The organism is Citrobacter sp. W9 (assembly GCF_026719375.1).
Taxonomy (GTDB): domain Bacteria; phylum Pseudomonadota; class Gammaproteobacteria; order Enterobacterales; family Enterobacteriaceae; genus Citrobacter; species Citrobacter werkmanii.
This window is the reverse complement of record NZ_JAPPTE010000009.1, coordinates 18,456-33,641: the sequence shown is the minus strand read 5'-3', so window position 1 is coordinate 33,641 and position 15,186 is coordinate 18,456. Positions and strand designations below refer to the sequence as shown.

At 52.1% G+C, this 15,186-nt stretch carries 16 protein-coding genes; 5 read left to right on the top strand and 11 right to left on the bottom strand.

Annotated features, from left to right (window positions below; genetic code table 11):
• Window positions 1–15: 15 nt before the first annotated feature.
• Window positions 16–1,497 carry an APC family permease gene (locus tag OOJ59_RS14320; protein WP_042308718.1) on the bottom strand — a complete coding sequence of 494 codons (1,482 nt, stop codon included), beginning with the start codon at window positions 1,495–1,497 and terminating at the stop codon, window positions 16–18.
• A 332-nt stretch (window positions 1,498–1,829) separates the two neighbouring features.
• On the opposite strand from OOJ59_RS14320, the gene OOJ59_RS14315 reads away from it, so the two are divergent.
• On the top strand, window positions 1,830–1,970 hold the full coding sequence (locus OOJ59_RS14315) for a hypothetical protein (protein WP_003832695.1): 141 nt from the start codon (window positions 1,830–1,832) through the stop codon (window positions 1,968–1,970).
• Between the two features lie 53 nt (window positions 1,971–2,023).
• Here the strand turns inward: OOJ59_RS14315 and OOJ59_RS14310 are convergent, their stop codons facing one another.
• Window positions 2,024–2,917, bottom strand: coding sequence for a LysR family transcriptional regulator (locus tag OOJ59_RS14310; protein ID WP_079224379.1), 894 nt, complete (start codon window positions 2,915–2,917; stop codon window positions 2,024–2,026).
• A 212-nt stretch (window positions 2,918–3,129) separates the two neighbouring features.
• Between OOJ59_RS14310 and OOJ59_RS14305 the strand changes: the two genes are divergently transcribed.
• The 4 genes from OOJ59_RS14305 to OOJ59_RS14290 are packed head-to-tail and all read left to right on the top strand — an operon-like array spanning window position 3,130 to window position 6,235.
• Complete coding sequence (locus OOJ59_RS14305; RefSeq protein ID WP_085049427.1) at window positions 3,130–3,963, top strand: ABC transporter substrate-binding protein; 834 nt, start codon at window positions 3,130–3,132, stop codon at window positions 3,961–3,963.
• A gap of 1 nt (window position 3,964) precedes the next feature.
• Window positions 3,965–4,783 carry an amino acid ABC transporter ATP-binding protein gene (locus tag OOJ59_RS14300; RefSeq protein ID WP_069324225.1) on the top strand — a complete coding sequence of 273 codons (819 nt, stop codon included), beginning with the start codon at window positions 3,965–3,967 and terminating at the stop codon, window positions 4,781–4,783.
• Complete coding sequence (locus OOJ59_RS14295; RefSeq protein ID WP_038640306.1) at window positions 4,783–5,568, top strand: amino acid ABC transporter permease; 786 nt, start codon at window positions 4,783–4,785, stop codon at window positions 5,566–5,568. Before OOJ59_RS14300 ends, OOJ59_RS14295 begins: the two co-directional genes overlap by 1 nt.
• On the top strand, window positions 5,558–6,235 hold the full coding sequence (locus tag OOJ59_RS14290) for an amino acid ABC transporter permease (RefSeq protein WP_038640304.1): 678 nt from the start codon (window positions 5,558–5,560) through the stop codon (window positions 6,233–6,235). The genes OOJ59_RS14295 and OOJ59_RS14290 overlap by 11 nt, the downstream gene beginning before the upstream one ends.
• 9 nt (window positions 6,236–6,244) lie before the next feature.
• Here OOJ59_RS14290 and ydhT read toward each other — a convergent pair whose 3' ends face one another.
• From ydhT to ttrS, 9 genes are all read right to left on the bottom strand, one after another.
• Window positions 6,245–7,057, bottom strand: coding sequence for a protein YdhT (ydhT, locus tag OOJ59_RS14285; protein WP_085049428.1), 813 nt, complete (start codon window positions 7,055–7,057; stop codon window positions 6,245–6,247).
• A 3-nt stretch (window positions 7,058–7,060) separates the two neighbouring features.
• Window positions 7,061–7,846: a thiosulfate reductase cytochrome B subunit gene (gene phsC, locus OOJ59_RS14280; protein ID WP_160956264.1), complete on the bottom strand. Its 786-nt coding sequence runs from the start codon at window positions 7,844–7,846 to the stop codon at window positions 7,061–7,063.
• Window positions 7,843–8,511: a 4Fe-4S dicluster domain-containing protein gene (locus tag OOJ59_RS14275; protein ID WP_160956263.1), complete on the bottom strand. Its 669-nt coding sequence runs from the start codon at window positions 8,509–8,511 to the stop codon at window positions 7,843–7,845. Before OOJ59_RS14275 ends, phsC begins: the two co-directional genes overlap by 4 nt.
• Before the next feature lie 64 nt (window positions 8,512–8,575).
• Complete coding sequence (locus tag OOJ59_RS14270; protein ID WP_085049429.1) at window positions 8,576–9,241, bottom strand: YdhW family putative oxidoreductase system protein; 666 nt, start codon at window positions 9,239–9,241, stop codon at window positions 8,576–8,578.
• A gap of 10 nt (window positions 9,242–9,251) precedes the next feature.
• Window positions 9,252–11,354: an aldehyde ferredoxin oxidoreductase gene (locus OOJ59_RS14265; protein ID WP_159121328.1), complete on the bottom strand. Its 2,103-nt coding sequence runs from the start codon at window positions 11,352–11,354 to the stop codon at window positions 9,252–9,254.
• A gap of 113 nt (window positions 11,355–11,467) precedes the next feature.
• Entirely contained in the window at window positions 11,468–12,094 is a 627-nt protein-coding gene (locus OOJ59_RS14260) for a ferredoxin-like protein (protein ID WP_038640293.1), read from the bottom strand.
• A 478-nt stretch (window positions 12,095–12,572) separates the two neighbouring features.
• Window positions 12,573–12,782 carry a fumarate hydratase FumD gene (gene fumD / locus OOJ59_RS14255; protein ID WP_038640291.1) on the bottom strand — a complete coding sequence of 70 codons (210 nt, stop codon included), beginning with the start codon at window positions 12,780–12,782 and terminating at the stop codon, window positions 12,573–12,575.
• 92 nt (window positions 12,783–12,874) lie between these two features.
• Window positions 12,875–13,459 carry a tetrathionate respiration response regulator TtrR gene (ttrR, locus tag OOJ59_RS14250; protein ID WP_160956352.1) on the bottom strand — a complete coding sequence of 195 codons (585 nt, stop codon included), beginning with the start codon at window positions 13,457–13,459 and terminating at the stop codon, window positions 12,875–12,877.
• Complete coding sequence (gene ttrS / locus OOJ59_RS14245; protein ID WP_160956355.1) at window positions 13,434–15,167, bottom strand: tetrathionate respiration histidine kinase TtrS; 1,734 nt, start codon at window positions 15,165–15,167, stop codon at window positions 13,434–13,436. Before ttrS ends, ttrR begins: the two co-directional genes overlap by 26 nt.
• Between the last annotated feature and the right edge of the window lie 19 nt (window positions 15,168–15,186).

The window sequence follows — 15,186 nt, the reverse complement described above, 5'->3', positions numbered from 1 at the left end:
CCGAAGGCCCTTGTTTTAGTTGTCCTGCCCCATATTGAGCTTATTGGCGTAAGCAATGGCGTCGTTTTCCGGCGCCGCAGAGCGCCCAAACGGTCGGGTCAGGAACATATAGATAAGCCCCGATCCAACGACAATCGCCAGGCCGAACAGCACTGTCCAACGATCAATGAAATCGCTGCTGTCTGCTGGTTGGGCCAGCAACCAGATCCCGCATAATCCATAGGCTAAGGCCAGTACGTTTACAATCACGCCCCAACCGCCAATGGTCCACTCCCCGGCCGGTTTCCAGCCCTTCAGACGCTGACGTAACGCAGCAAGTACGACCATCTGGAACGAGATATAAATACCGATTACGGCAAACGCGGTAATACGCGACAGGTTGTCTGGCTGGAAATAGACCCAAACACAGATGATCACCGGCAGCAAGCAACTGACGACCATCGCATTATCCGGAACGCCGTTTTTCGAGATTTTGGACATCCATTCACTTCCCGGCAGCATTCTGTCGCGAGAGAACGAAAAAATAAGACGGCTTAACGCAGCCTGTAGAGACAAAATGCACGACAACATCGCCACAATCGCGACAATGATAAAGATAGTTGCGCCGGTTTCTCCCAGGGCTTCATTGAGAATGGCGGGGATTGGATCGGACGTTTTACCATTCACGATACTGACCAGATTCGGTGAAGCCAGCAGATAACCCATCACGGAAATGATGGCGGAAATCGCGCCAAATACGATGCTTAAAATCATCGCGACCGGGATCTTTTTGCTCGGGTTCTGCACCTCTTCCGCTACGTTACCGCAGGCTTCAAAGCCAAAGAACATAAACAGCCCCATTAGCGCGGCGGACATAAACGCGGTGGAGTAGCTTCCGTCCTGAGCAAGCACGCCCATCGAGTCGAAGATGACGGAGAAAGGCTGAGAACGGTGAAAGATCAGCAGGTAAATTCCCAGCGCAATCACGCTGACAATTTCACACCAGAAGCCAATTTTGGCGACTCTGGCCAGGTTTTTGGTCCCGGACATGTTAACAGCCATCATCAACAGCAGTAGCAGGACAGACGTCAGCAACATGGTGGCAGGCGTTTGACCATAGTGGAACAGCGACTCAACAAACGTCGAGGTATATTCCGCAATTGACGTAATGGTGACCACCAGCGCCCACAGGTAAATCCAGGCGGCAATCCAGGCATATTTCTTGCCCCATAATCTTCTCGCCCAGGGATACAGTCCACCGGTTATCGGATACTGGGAAGCGACCTCGCCAAATACCAACGCCACTAAAAGCTGGCCACATGCGACGATTAAAATCCACCATACTGCGGGCGGCCCCGCCAGCGTTACGGCCAGCGCAAACAGCGAATAGACGGCAGTGAGCGGCGAAAGGTAGGTAAACCCCAACGCGAAATTAGAAATTAAACCGATTGAGCGATTGAACTGTTCTTTGCCATCTTTCTGAAAATTATCGTTTTTCTTATCAGGTGTCTGTTCCATATATCTTTCTCTTTTGTGGAATAGTCGCAGGGTTGAACAATTAATGTATAAAAGATATTAAGTTATATGTATAGTGATTTTGTCGCAGATTTGTTAAAAATGATCGCATATCACGTTAATGAAAAAGTGAAAGCAAAACGGTAGAAAGCGCTGGCATTTAGCAGTATTTATGACCAATGGATCTTCGCAGCCGCCAACCGTGGGCTACGCTGGCGGAAAAATATGCGCGTCTGATTTAAGTTCGGGGCTAAGTAGCAATAATCGCTGCTGTTAAGCAACATTTTTGCAATATAATAGTGTGATGTTAAACGCTGAACCTGAGCAGGTGAATGATGGAAATTGATCTCGATAATCTGGTCTTTGATGGACTGGAAGAAGCGCAAGAGCGTAATGCTGAACGTCTGGAAGATGCAGATAAGAAAGCGCAGGAAATTATTGCTGATAATGACTGCGGCGACGCCTGCAAAATCTGATTTCCGAACCGGCGCAATGCCGGTTTTTTTATCGCCTGTTACCCCTTTCCGTTTCAGCCCTTATACCGTAAAGCCTCAATCAATTTGGCAAAGGCGGCGGTGTGCTGCCTGCGGCTGGGGTAGTACATATAATAGCCCTGGAAGGGTTCGCACCAGTCCTCCAGCACTTTTTCCAGCGCACCGTCAGTCACCGCCTGTTCGACAGTGTCTTCCGGCACAAATGCCAGCCCCATCCCGGCAATCGCTGCGCTAATCCGCGGGGGGAGATTGTTAAAAATAAGCTGCCCTTCAACCCGCACGCGCAAATCTTGTCCGCCTTTGCTAAATTCCCAGGCATACAGCCCGCCCAACGTCGGCATGCGCATGTTGATGCAGTTATGGTTTTGCAGATCGTGTGGGGTGAGTGGTTTACCATGGCGGGCAAAATAAGCGGGTGAACCGACCACCACCATGCGCCAGTCCGGACCAATTCTGACAGCAACCATATCTTTTGCCACCTGCTCGCCGAGACGAATACCCGCGTCATAACGGCCAGCCACAATATCCGTCAGGCTGTTGTCGAGGGTCATTTCCACTTTCACTTCAGGATAAGCCTGCAAAAAAGGCGCCAGCGCGGGCCAGACGGTCGATTGCAACGCATGTTCACCCAAGGTAAGGCGAATGTTACCCGCCACCCGCTGACGGATGTCGGTTAATGCCAGCAGCTCCGTTTCAATGTCATCAAAACGCGGACTGATACTGTTGATAAGCCGTTCTCCGGCTTCAGTCGGCGCGACGCTGCGCGTGGTACGGGTCAGGAGTCGGACATCCAGCCGCTCTTCGAGTCCACGTATCGCATGGCTTAACGCTGACTGCGAGACCCCGAGCTTTGCCGCAGCCCGCGTAAAACTCCGCTCGCGGGCGACGATAATGAGATAATAAAGATCGTTAAAATTATCACGCAGCATGCTTGTCCCCAGCCATTAACTTTATTGACGTATGGTACATGTCATGAGGGTAATCACGTAGCGTTTCTCAACGTTCGCGCACATCACTCCTGTTCTCCCCCCTTTCACTAATAACATTTTGTATATAGATAAGAATTTTTTCTTATTTTGTCTGAATCGTAAGTTATGGGAGCGTAAAAAGCACAAACCAAAAACTACAGGGATTTCTTACAATGATGGCAACGAAAATTCACAGCGCTAAAAAAACACTTCTGGCACTCAGCGTGCTGCTGGCCTCTGGCATTAGCGTCTCACAGGCTCAGGCTGACCAATTGGCCGATATCAAAGCCGCCGGCGTCGTTAAAGTGGCGACATTCGACGCCAATCCGCCGTTCGGTTCAGTTGATGCAAAAACGCATAAGATTGTCGGCTATGACGTCGATTTTGCCGAAGCGCTGGCCAAGTCCCTGGGGGTAAAACTGGAGCTGGTGGCCACCAATCCGGCCAACCGTATTCCGCTATTACAATCCGGTAAAGCCGATTTAATCGTAGCGGATATCACGATCACACCTGAGCGTGCACAAGTGATCGATTTCTCCGTGCCCTATTTTGTCACCGGCCAGCAGTTCCTTGTGCCAGCAAAATCCCCGGACAAGCTCGATGAATACAGCAAAGCGCGAATCGGCGCGGTAAAAGGTACTACCGGTGAGCAGGCGTTACATCAGCGCTTCCCGCAGTCGCGCGTACTGGCCTATGACGATATCCCCCTGGCATTAACCGCCTTACGCAACGGTAATGTGCAGGCCATCACCCAGGACAGTACAATCCTGGCGGGCTTGTTAAGCGGTGCGCCGGATAAAGCGGATTTCAAAATTTTGCCGGACCTGCTGAGTAAAGAAGAGATCGGCGTGGGGGTAAAAAAAGGCGAACCGGCTTTGTTAAAAGCCGTCAACGATGAACTTTTGAAGCTGGAGTCTACTGGTCAGGCAGCAAAAATTTATGATGTGTGGTTCGGCCCTGAAACTAAAAACCCGCAGCCCCGCGCCTTTAAAATAGAAGCCCAGTAATATGCTCTCAGCTCTTTTTCATCGTTCCGCAGCTTCGGCTGCGGATTCTACCCAATTGGGTCAGGCAAGCGTCAAACTGCACAATGTGTTTAAACAGTATGACGCTCATACCGTACTTAACGGCGTCAGCCTGGCAGTTGAACCTGGTGAAGTGGTGACCATTTTGGGTCCTTCTGGCTCTGGAAAATCCACTCTTATACGTCTTATCAACCAGCTTGAGTCGCTCAGCGGTGGCGAAATTTTCATTGATGGTAAACCGATTAGTCAGTTGCGCGGCGCTGCATTACGCCAGTTACGCAGCCGTATCGGTTTTGTATTTCAGCAATTCAATCTCTATTCGCATCTGACCGCGCTGCAAAACATTGCGCTGGCGCTGGAATATGTTCACGGCTGGAACAAAGCGGAAGCAAAAGGCCGGGCACTCGAATTGCTGGATCAAGTGGGACTGCTCGAGAAAGCCGATGCCTATGCCGCTCAGTTATCCGGCGGGCAGCAACAGCGCGTTGCCATTGCCCGCGCGCTGGCTTCATCGCCACAAATCATTTTGTTTGATGAACCCACCTCCGCGCTGGATCCAGAAATGATCGGCGAGGTGTTACAAGTGATGAAAAATCTGGCTCACAGCGGTATCACGATGATCGTCGTGACTCATGAAATGCACTTCGCTCGTGAGATTGCCGATCGTGTGGTATTCATTGATGGCGGCGATATCCTGGAAGTCGCCTCGCCGGAGGATTTCTTCACCCGCCCACAACATCCCAGAACCCAGCGTTTCCTGAAAAAAGTGCTCGACCCGTTACACCAGGAGTTACCGTTATAATGCATCTAATGGACTGGCAGGGGGTGCTGAGCGGGCAACCTCTGCAATGGATAATTTCCGGTTTTCTCACCACGCTATGGGTGACGCTGGCAGGCGTCACGCTCGCCACTCTCTTTGCTCTCCTACTACTCGGCTTACGTTTGACAGGCAATCGCATTGCCACCGCGGTGGTCGGTGTGTGGGTCTCCGCTTTTCGCAATACGCCTTTACTGGTGCAACTGATGTTCTGGTATTTCGCCGCATGGAATTGGCTACCCCGTGACGTGATTACCTTTATTAATGCTGAACACCCATGGTCAGTTCTGCCGGGTGACGTCTGGTGGTTAACGCCGGAGTTTCTTTGTTCTGCCTGGGGGCTGGGTGTTTTTACTTCAGCCTTTTTGGTCGAGGAGATTGCCTCTGGTTTGCAGGCGGTTTCTGCCGGACAACGCGAGGCGGCCATTGCCCAGGGCTTTTCCTCATGGGCGGTTTTTCGTCACATTCTCCTTCCCCAGGGACTGGCGAACGCATGGCAGCCCATCGTTGGGCAATATCTCAACCTGATGAAGCTCTCCTCGCTTGCCAGCGGTATTGGATTTGCAGAGTTGACCTATCAGGTGCGGCAAATTGAGAGCTATAACGCGCATGCACTGGAAGCCTTTGCCGTTGGAACAGTGCTCTATCTGCTCATCGGTATCGTGTCAGGTATGCTGCTTACGCGTCTTGGACCAAAAACTGTGTCAGGTAAACCGTTCAGGGCAAAAGCCCGTCTGTTCAGCGTCAGGAGCATATCGCATGATCGCTAATATTTCGGTCATTACTGACAATCTTGACTATCTTCTGTGGGGACGCGTGACCGAAGGCCAACCCGGCGGCGTTCTGCTTACTTTGCTGATGGCTATCGGCGCGGCATTGCTGGCACTTCCCGGTGGGATAGTTCTTGCCTGCTGCGCCTGGCGTTTTCCTGGCGCGATGCGCAAAGGACTGTTTATCTGGGCCGAGTTTATTCGCGGCATTCCGTTAATCTTTGTGATTTTCTGGATGTGGTATTTGCTCCCCATGCTGACTGGAAGCGATCTGCCTGGCGCAGTTACCGTGACGTTGGCACTGGCATGGTTCACCGCCGCCTCGGTGATGCACTCGGTGTATGCAGGAATTAGCGCCTTACCTGGCGGGCAATATGAAGCGGCAGTGGTGCAGGGTTTTCGCCCGTACCAGGCCCTGTGGCTTATTTTATTGCCGCAAGTGCTGCGCAACATTATGCCGTCGCTGACCGGGATATTTATTGGACTACTGAAGGACACGTCGCTGGCGTTTATCGTCAATGTGCCAGAACTCACGACGGTTGCCGGTCAGGTTAATAGCCGGGTGCAAATCTATCCGGCGGCCATTTTTATCTTTACCGGACTGGTCTATTACCTGCTGTGCTTTAGCCTGGAAAAATTCACCCAGCGACGGTTCGCGCTAAAATGACCTCAAGGCTCAACATTCCACGAACTGGTGGTCTTCGTTGAGCCGATATTTCACGCCAGCCCGGATATTTTTTTCACCTTCAACGGCAAGCGCAAAACGCATTCTTTCGCCATCATGATAGGCCAGCGCCGCGCATCCGCCAGGACCGAGTATTATCGAATCGACAGTGCCGGTACTGGCAACAACGGCGTTCTCTCCGCTGGCAATAATATGGATATTGTCTGCGCAATTGGCGATTTTCGATTCCGCGCCGAAACAGGCTAGCTGGGTTAAATCACCGCTGCAGGCAATCCGATTTCTGTCGCCCAGTGCACTGATGCGTACACGCATGCCGGCACTGGCGATGCGCGTACCGTCACCCACGCTACTGATACGCGCTGAATTTCCCGCGACCGCAATTCGCCCGCGATCGCCCGAGCTGCCGATATGCGCGTTATAGCCTACGCTGCCTATACGTACGCTGTAACCTGCACTGGCAATTTGCGCGGCATAGCCAGCGCTGGCGATTTTAACGTTATCATCCGCACAGCCAAAGCTGACATTATCTTCCGCACTCGCCAGCGGGCTGCTGGCCCCCCCCGTTGTTTTCACGCGGGAAATATTTCCCATCGCGCGAATATCCTGCCGGACAAAACTCTCCTCTTCCCGCCATTTTGACCAGCCGTATTCCACCAGACTATTTGCCCAGTCGATATACCCTTCCCGCTGGAGCGCACGATGTACATCGGCATAACTTCCACCGGCGGGAAAAGTACGTAGAAACCAGCGGTACATTACGGGCCCAACGCGCCAAGCCCGTAAGTCATCACGCGTAATCATCATCGCTTAATGCCGGTGATAGCCATCCACCATGCACTTGAAGGTTTCGCCCGGCGTGCGGCCCGTAGTGCAAAGATAAAGATGCCCAAAAATGAAAAACAAACTGATTATTGCCAGCGCAAAATGCGCCTGTAACAACCAGTAACGCACACCGGGGAACAGATCGCCGACTACCGCCGGATAGAGCGATAACAGACCCGATATCAACAACAGCGGCAGCAGACCATACATCACGCCAACATAGGCCGCCTGCTGTAGCGGATTGAATTTCGAACGCTTTGATGCCGGGAATGGATGTGACTCTCCCTGCATAATGCCAAACAGGTAAAAACGCGTTTGTCTTTGCGCGCGTCCGATCCAACCCTGCCGCTGAATAATATAGTGATGTCCGTTATCGCCAATCAGGTTGATCAGGACAAAACCAATCCAGCAGGCGAGCAGCAAAAAGCCACAAACTTCGTGCACCGTCAGCAGGCTTTTCATCACCGACGCGCTAACGGCCGAGAAGTGATTGACGAGTCCACTGACCAGAAGTAGCAGAAATAACAGCGCGTTCGACCAGTGCCACAAGCGGACAGCCTTCGAGTATAAGTAGATCTTCTCACCGTGCCCTGCCGACGCTTTATGCGCGGCACGAAAGCGCAGCATGGCGTGTAGCGCCAGCACCAGCCACATTCCCACCAGCATTAATCCGGCGATGACCAGCCACACTGGCCAGTAGTCAGGAGAAAACATAGGGACATATTGCGCAAGCTGGGCGTGAAACTGTTCGGCATTCTGCGACGCGTTCATACATTTTCCTTTTTAATCAAATGTTGACCGAACCGACGATACAGATGGGGTTTCCCGGCGCCTGCAAGTTGATACTCGTAATACTTGTTTTCCCGCAGCCAGGTCTGAATCTCCGGGCTATCTTCACGACCAAAAATCAGCGCGTGTTCCGGGCAGGCGTTAACACAGATCGGTGGAAAACCTTTCGCCAGACGTGATTCAGTGCAAAAGTCGCATTTATCAGCCACTTTGGTGCGCGGATTGAGATAGCGGACCTGATAAGGGCACGCGCCTATGCAGTAACTGCAGCCGATACACGAAGACGTGTCGACCCGGACAATGCCGTTCTCATCTCGCCAGGAGGCGCCGGTTGGACAGACCTCAATACAGGGCGCATCATCACAATGCTGGCAGGACTGACGAAAATAGTGATACAGCGTTTCGTTGTCGTTATCCGAAACCGGAATATGCGCTATCGACAAACGGCTGCCCTGGTCAGGAACATGATTGGTTTTTCTGCATGCGCGGGCGCAAATATTACAGCCGTTACACAGTGATTCGTCGTGAATCATGACATAACGAACGCCTTTAGTGCTCCTGGGGCTTGCTAACAAACTTTGACCTGGGCCGGTAAAAAAAATCACCGTCCCCATGCCAATGACAAATTTACGTCGGGTGAAGGACATCGGGTTATCCTCTAATGCTGTGACAGTGGTCGTCCACACATTCCATGACATCAACCTGAAGAATTCAGGGGTTCTGATACTGCTCAACCTCAAACCATTCGCACAGGCCGTACGCTTTGCCATAACTCATAAAACGTTCGCTGAACAAATAAGGCTCCGCATTTGACGATTCCACAGTGCGTATATCTGCGTAATCCGGGTGCGTTTCCATTGCCGAGAGCGCCGCTGCAACCTGCTGATCGCCAAAGCTATACGGCGGTTGCGTCAACATGGCGACCTTATAGGGGCGTGGATACGTTTGACAGTCAAAGCGTACCGCCTCGGCAATCGCGCGACAGATGTCGTTCTCCACCACCTGCACACACATGCTGGCGTAGTTTGCCGTCATGGTTTGCGTCGAAAAGAAATATGCCTCTTCAGCGCCGTGCACACAGGTAATATCCGCCCCATTCGCGCCCTGACACAGGGTATCCAGCAGCACGGTTAAGTCAGTCTCAGGAACCGAATACGGTGGCTGCAGGAAGACACTGCGAGCCACCAACTGACCCGATGCTGAATGTTGGCGGATAAATTCCGCCACTATCGACTCCGGGCTGGCAGGTTCCTGAACCTGCGGCGCGTTCACCTGTTCGGCAGGCGGCTGTAGCGCCTGCAGCCAGTGTCTCTTTTGGCTATCTACCTCATCAGGAAACGCCTCAATGGGTGCCTGAACGTTGCTCACGTTAGTCATCTCGCGTTCCTTACGCTGGCAACAGATCTTGTGCCGCCAGATCGGCTGCCACATCCTCAAGTCCGAGTCGATTCAGCGTTTCGCGCGTAGGGCAGCCCAGCTCCGGATCCCAACCCATTTCCTGATAGAACATCGTCAGTGACAGGCGCATATCCTCCCGGTCCATCTTGTCGGTCCCCTCGGTGAAGACCGGGATCTTCGGATCTTTATCAAACACCCAGGAGCAAATGAGATCGTGCTCATTGCGCATATCTTTGGTTTGCATCAGTTTGACCGTATAGGCACGATGCAGGGTAAAGATACGTTCAGCGGCCAGATCCAGACTCGCCTGCGTGGTTTCATCGCCGGTAACCGCCTGGAAAAATTTCGCTTCCAGATCCAAATCTCCGCGATAATTACGGCTCTTGAGCGGCGAGACCGTCATCGGCCAGACCCAGTTGCATAGCGTGACCGCGTTATGCAAACAGACTTTCAGCAACGTCCATTTGGCATATTTGATCTTCGCGGCATTGATCGGGGTGTAGTTTTTGGTTTCGTCGTAGGCATCCTGCGAACCAAACAATTCGCCCGCCACTTCGCGCTGTAATTTCAGCGGCAAACCGGAACCGATGAAGTTAATATGGGTATGCGTCATACAGTCACGGTTAAACATACAGTTGGTGATCGCCCCAACCTGCGCTGAAGCCTCGTTAGCATGGTGGACAGGAAAACCAAACGGCGACCACAGTTTGTTCTTGGCATAACCCCAATACTCTTCGCCCAAATCCCAGCGTTCAGCAATGGCATATGAACCGTCCGCAAGGTGGCTGAGTTCCCCCACGCGATGCGCCAGCCGATAGTAAAAATCCTTAATAAAATTAGGATCGCCCGCTTCAAGCTGATCCCAGCGGATCTCCGCATACTCTTCCGCCGGCAGTACGCGCTTAAAAACGCCTTTCGAGTAGCAATAAGTAAAATCGCGGTGCAACTGCCCGTAGTTACACCAGATGCCATAATCGTCGAACAGGTTCAGACCAATCAGGTTTCCCACCACGCGCCCATCGTCTTTATCGTCAAAATCTTTCGGGCCATTGGGGAAAATGGTGGTGTGCACAAAGTTCGCCACGCAGGTGTTGCCACCGGTACTCGGTACGCCAAAATCTTTCACCCGCGGGACATTGAGCTGTGACATACAACGAATCGGGCACGAATGGCAGCCGCTCATTTTTACCGTGTATTTCTCAGCGGCAGGTCCGAGATCGAACACGGATTTATAGGTACGGAAACCGACGGTATTCTGGTTGCCCGGCGGGATTTCACCCGTTTCAATTGGCCCGCCTTCCGCCGCTCCCCAGAACAGTCCCTTGCGGGCCGTCCAACGCGAGTTTGGCGAAGAGTATTCTGCCCAGGCCTGCGGGGTGCTCGGCACAACGTGGTTGTTGTTGGCGCCGATAAGCTCGGTCATCATGTAGTCATTGAGCCGCTTCATCTCTTTGCGGTCGGCAATGTTGACACCTTTGGTCCCTTCTACCGCAATGGCCTTCAGATTTTTCGAGCCCATCACCGCGCCAGTACCGGCGCCGCCGCTGTGGTTGCGGCTGTTGATCATGCAAGAGAGCGGTACCAGATTTTCCCCCGCCTGGCCAATCGCGGCGACGCAAGTCTCAGGGCTGGTAATGCGGCAAATCTCTTCGGTTGTGGCGCGCGTGCCCTTGCCCCACAGGAAATCGGCTTTTTCGATGCTGACTTTATCGTCTTTGATGTTGATCCAGACAGGCGCCGCGGACTTACCTTCGATAATAATGGCGTCGTAACCGGCAAATTTCATCTGTGCGGCGAAGAAACCGCCCATGTGGGCATCTACGACTAAATTACCTTTGGTAAATGTTGACAAGGAGGTGATATTGACGCGGGAGCTACAGGGTGCGCCCGAGCCCGTTAATGGCCCGGTGGCGAAAACCAGTTTATTCCCTTCATCAAACGGCATGGTGCCTGGCGGGACTTCGTCGTACATAATTTTATACCCAAAGCCCATCCCACCGATAAATTTCTTAAATTTACTGGAATCTTCATGGGTGATATTACCCGTGGTGAGATTGATCCGTAAAATATTACCTGTCCAACCGTTAGCCATCATGTTTTCCTTTGCAAGAAGGTTTAATAGATATACCCGTCAGGCAGCTTTTTTATTCAAAACTGCGCTATTTTTGGCAATTAATGACGCGTATCAGGCATGCCTGCCCTCTATCAAACGGTAATATCTTTCCACTCGATAATTTTTAATGCCCCAGTCGGGCACGCATTGGCGCATTCCCCGCATAACACACATTTTGAGGATTTTTTCGTTTCCGTGTTGACGGTCGCCATCATCCACGGGCAGGCTGTGGTACAAGCGCTACAGCCAATGCAACGTTTATGGTCCACGGCAATACAACCGTCTTCCTGCTTCCAGGTAATGGCGCCAATCGGGCAGACCTTCATGCATTGCGGATCTTTGCATTGGCGGCAGGTATCCGCGGTATAGTTTAAATCACCATACAGTCCGCCACCGGACCCGACGCCATCATCGCCAAAGAAGTAATTACGATGAATTTTGATGCGGGAAAAGAAGGTGCCAACGGCCCCATCGTTATAATTGGTACAGGAAATCTCGCAGCGATGACAACCAGTGCAGCGTGCTCGCTGCGTTACCAGCACCCCTTTCGGCGTATTGATAAGTCCAACGGTACCGCTGTCGATATCTTCCTGCTTACAACCAAAAAGTGATAACAACGCGGGCGCAATGGTCAGTCCTGCCAGACCCTTTCCGGATATACGTAGGAATTCAAGCCGCGTTAAACCACAATCTAAAAATGGACGATCAACCTGGTTCATTTATTTCGCATCCTCTTCGCAAACGCAGTAGCGGCAACACATCAAGGCTAATTTTTACGCACAGATCGGGCCAATTCGGCCATTAATGTTGCCAACAACACGTGAATATTTGCCCTAACCTGATCGTATAAATGACGGTGGTTAAACTAAATGAATCTAATCCTTTAGGGTTAGGCACAATGATAATGTGGTTATTCAGCGCCCGTCGTTTTGATCGTCATCAATTAAAAAACGGAAGAAAAGTAATTAATGCGGAGTGAGATTTATTATCATTAAGATAAGTTGAAATAATATTTCATATGGCTTGCAAATATTTGTGACTCCACTCTCAAATATATTTTTATATATCAATCGATATACAACGAAATATACAGCGGAGTATATTTCTCTAATTGCAGTCCTAAATTATATATATTGATAGAATAACGTGACGAGAATAAGAGGATGGCGCAAATGACTGCCCTCCTCTTTTTATGGATTATCCGGCCAATGCTTTAATAACGGTCTCAATGGCCTGTTTTTCTAGCTCACTGCGCTTTACACGCTGGTTGGCGAGGGTGGTTCTCAGCACACCCGCAATGACGATATGCTTTGGCTCTTGTCCCAGATCGCGCATTTCCAGTACTACTTTACCGACTATTCTGCACATTTCCCGGTACAACTCATCGTCTTTGGTCTGATTTCCCATATTTGCCCGCTCGTCATTAACTCAAACCAACAGCATATATCACTCTGGCTAATTAGACAAAATTCAATGAAAATCAAACAAATGTCATAAATCTATCGGATCCGCTGCAGTCGATTTACCAGTTCCGCAAGGCTCCGCGCCTGCATTTTTTCCATCACCCGCGCGCGATGAACTTCAACCGTGCGCACGGCAATATTCATAGCGTCCGCAATTTCCCGATTCATTAACCCTTTTGCAACCAGTTGCGCCAACTCTCGCTCCTTTGGTGTGAGCATCTGATAGCAGGCCACGATCTCTTGTCGCGAGAAAGCGGCGTGAGAAACCTGCAAAGCGTGCTCTAACGCCGTCTGCAAAGGCCCGGCGGACACCGGCTTTTGCAAAAAATCGACTGCTCCACGTTTCATTTGCTCAACCGCCATCGGCACATCACCATGCCCGGTGAGGAACACCACCGCCAGCGTACTTTCTCGCTGGCGCATCGCTTCATGTACAGCATGCCCATCCAGTACCGGCATACGCATGTCCAGCAAAAGCACGCCCACCTGGTGCAGATTTGCCCCTGCGAGGAATGTTTCACCCTGCTCCCAGCAACATACCTCATATCCCAGACTTTCCAGTAAAAACGCACAGGCCTGGGTGACGGCAATGTCGTCATCCAGCAGATGAATTAATGCCACTACGGCCTCCCTCCTGGTTTTGCTTAAAATGTAATGTCACTACCGCCCCCGCTTTTTCATCAGGAGCCTGATGATTTTTGATCTCAATGTCGCCATTTACGTAACGCACCAGCCGCTGACAAATGGCTAATCCCAGCCCCATGCCTTCTTTACGGGTGGTCATAAACGGCTGAAAAGCCTGATACAACTGCGCCTCATCAATACCGCCAGCGTTATCCTGCACCTGAATACGCACATCCCCTTCCTCACGCTGAGCGCTAAACCATACCGTGGTTGCCCCGGCCTGGGCCGCATTGAGCACCAGATTGGCCAGCACCTGCTCAAGCAGAACGCTTGGCAGAGTCAGCGTTAACGTCTTGCCGACACGCGTTTGCAGCGCCACCGCCGGGAATTGCTGGGGCATGCGCAATAATTGCCAGACGTGATGAATTGCATCATGAACGTTGACGGCCCGCCAGTCATCGGTCATCACCGGATTACCCTGCGCCTGGCTGACCCACTGGCGCAGATTGTGCAAGGTATCAGCGCCCCGCTGCGCCTGAGCATCAATGTTCTCCAGCGCAGGCAACAACGGATGCTGCTTATCCTGACCGCGCAGGCGGATCAAACAGCCCTGCGCATAATGGCGGATAGCCGACAGCGGCTGATTAAGTTCGTGGGCAAACCCGGAGGTCATCTCGCCAAGCACACTCATTTGGCGAGCGGTTTCCAGCGCCTGTTCTTGTTTGCGCAGCAGAATGCTGTTCCGCTCCAGTTGCCTGCCGCGACGACGAACCAGCAGCATCACCCAGATATAATTGAGCGTCAGCAGCAACAGCACAACGGCCACAGCCCCCATAGCGAGCTGGTGCTGGATAAACCAACTTTTGACGTCCAGCCAGAGCTGACGCTGCTGCGGATGCTGGCGGACATCGCGTAGCAACGCTTCTACTTCGCGTGTCGAGGCAGGCGCTCCCCAGCGAAACGTTGCATTCTGCGGAGAATTGAACAGCACCCGTGTGACGCGATCGGCGAGCTCGTCGCTCACTGCAGGCAGTGCCGCAAATGACCAGTCAGGATAGAGCGGCGTACTGGTTAAACAGGGAATCGAGGTCGGATGGTTGAGTACAGCCCTAAAGTCCGTTTTATGAATGAGCCCTTCCTCATCCATATTTTCCAGCAGACACACCGGCACAATCACCGCCTGCACAGCTTTTTCGCGTAGTAAATAGAGTAAGGCATCGGCAGGAAAACCGGTAAACGTCAGGCGTAAATCGCGCTCAGGTCGCAGACCGGCATCGCTAAGTGCTTTATACCCCAACAAATAGCCGCCAAAAGCCTGAGCATCAATGGCGCCAACCGTTTTACCGATCAGATCATGCGCGGAAGTGATTCCACTATCGCGCCTGACGAGAATCGCGCTACCGATCACGTTACTGGCGGCTTTGCCTCCCCGGGTAGAACGTAACGACGCCAGCCAGCGTAACGCAGAGCGGTTGTTTAGCTGTACAAACTGCGCCGGATTAGTGACCACAAATTGTACCGTGCCACGATTCACCGCCTCCTGCATCTGGTGCAGGTCCAGCGGTTGTATATGAAACTGCTCACCGGGAATTTGCTGATTCAACAGGGTTTCCAACGGCTGCCAGTGCTGACGTGTGGAGATCTCCCCACGCATTGCCAACACGCCAATGTTCCATGTCTGCGCCGCGACCGTGCCGCTTAGCATCCACAGCGACGCCAGTACA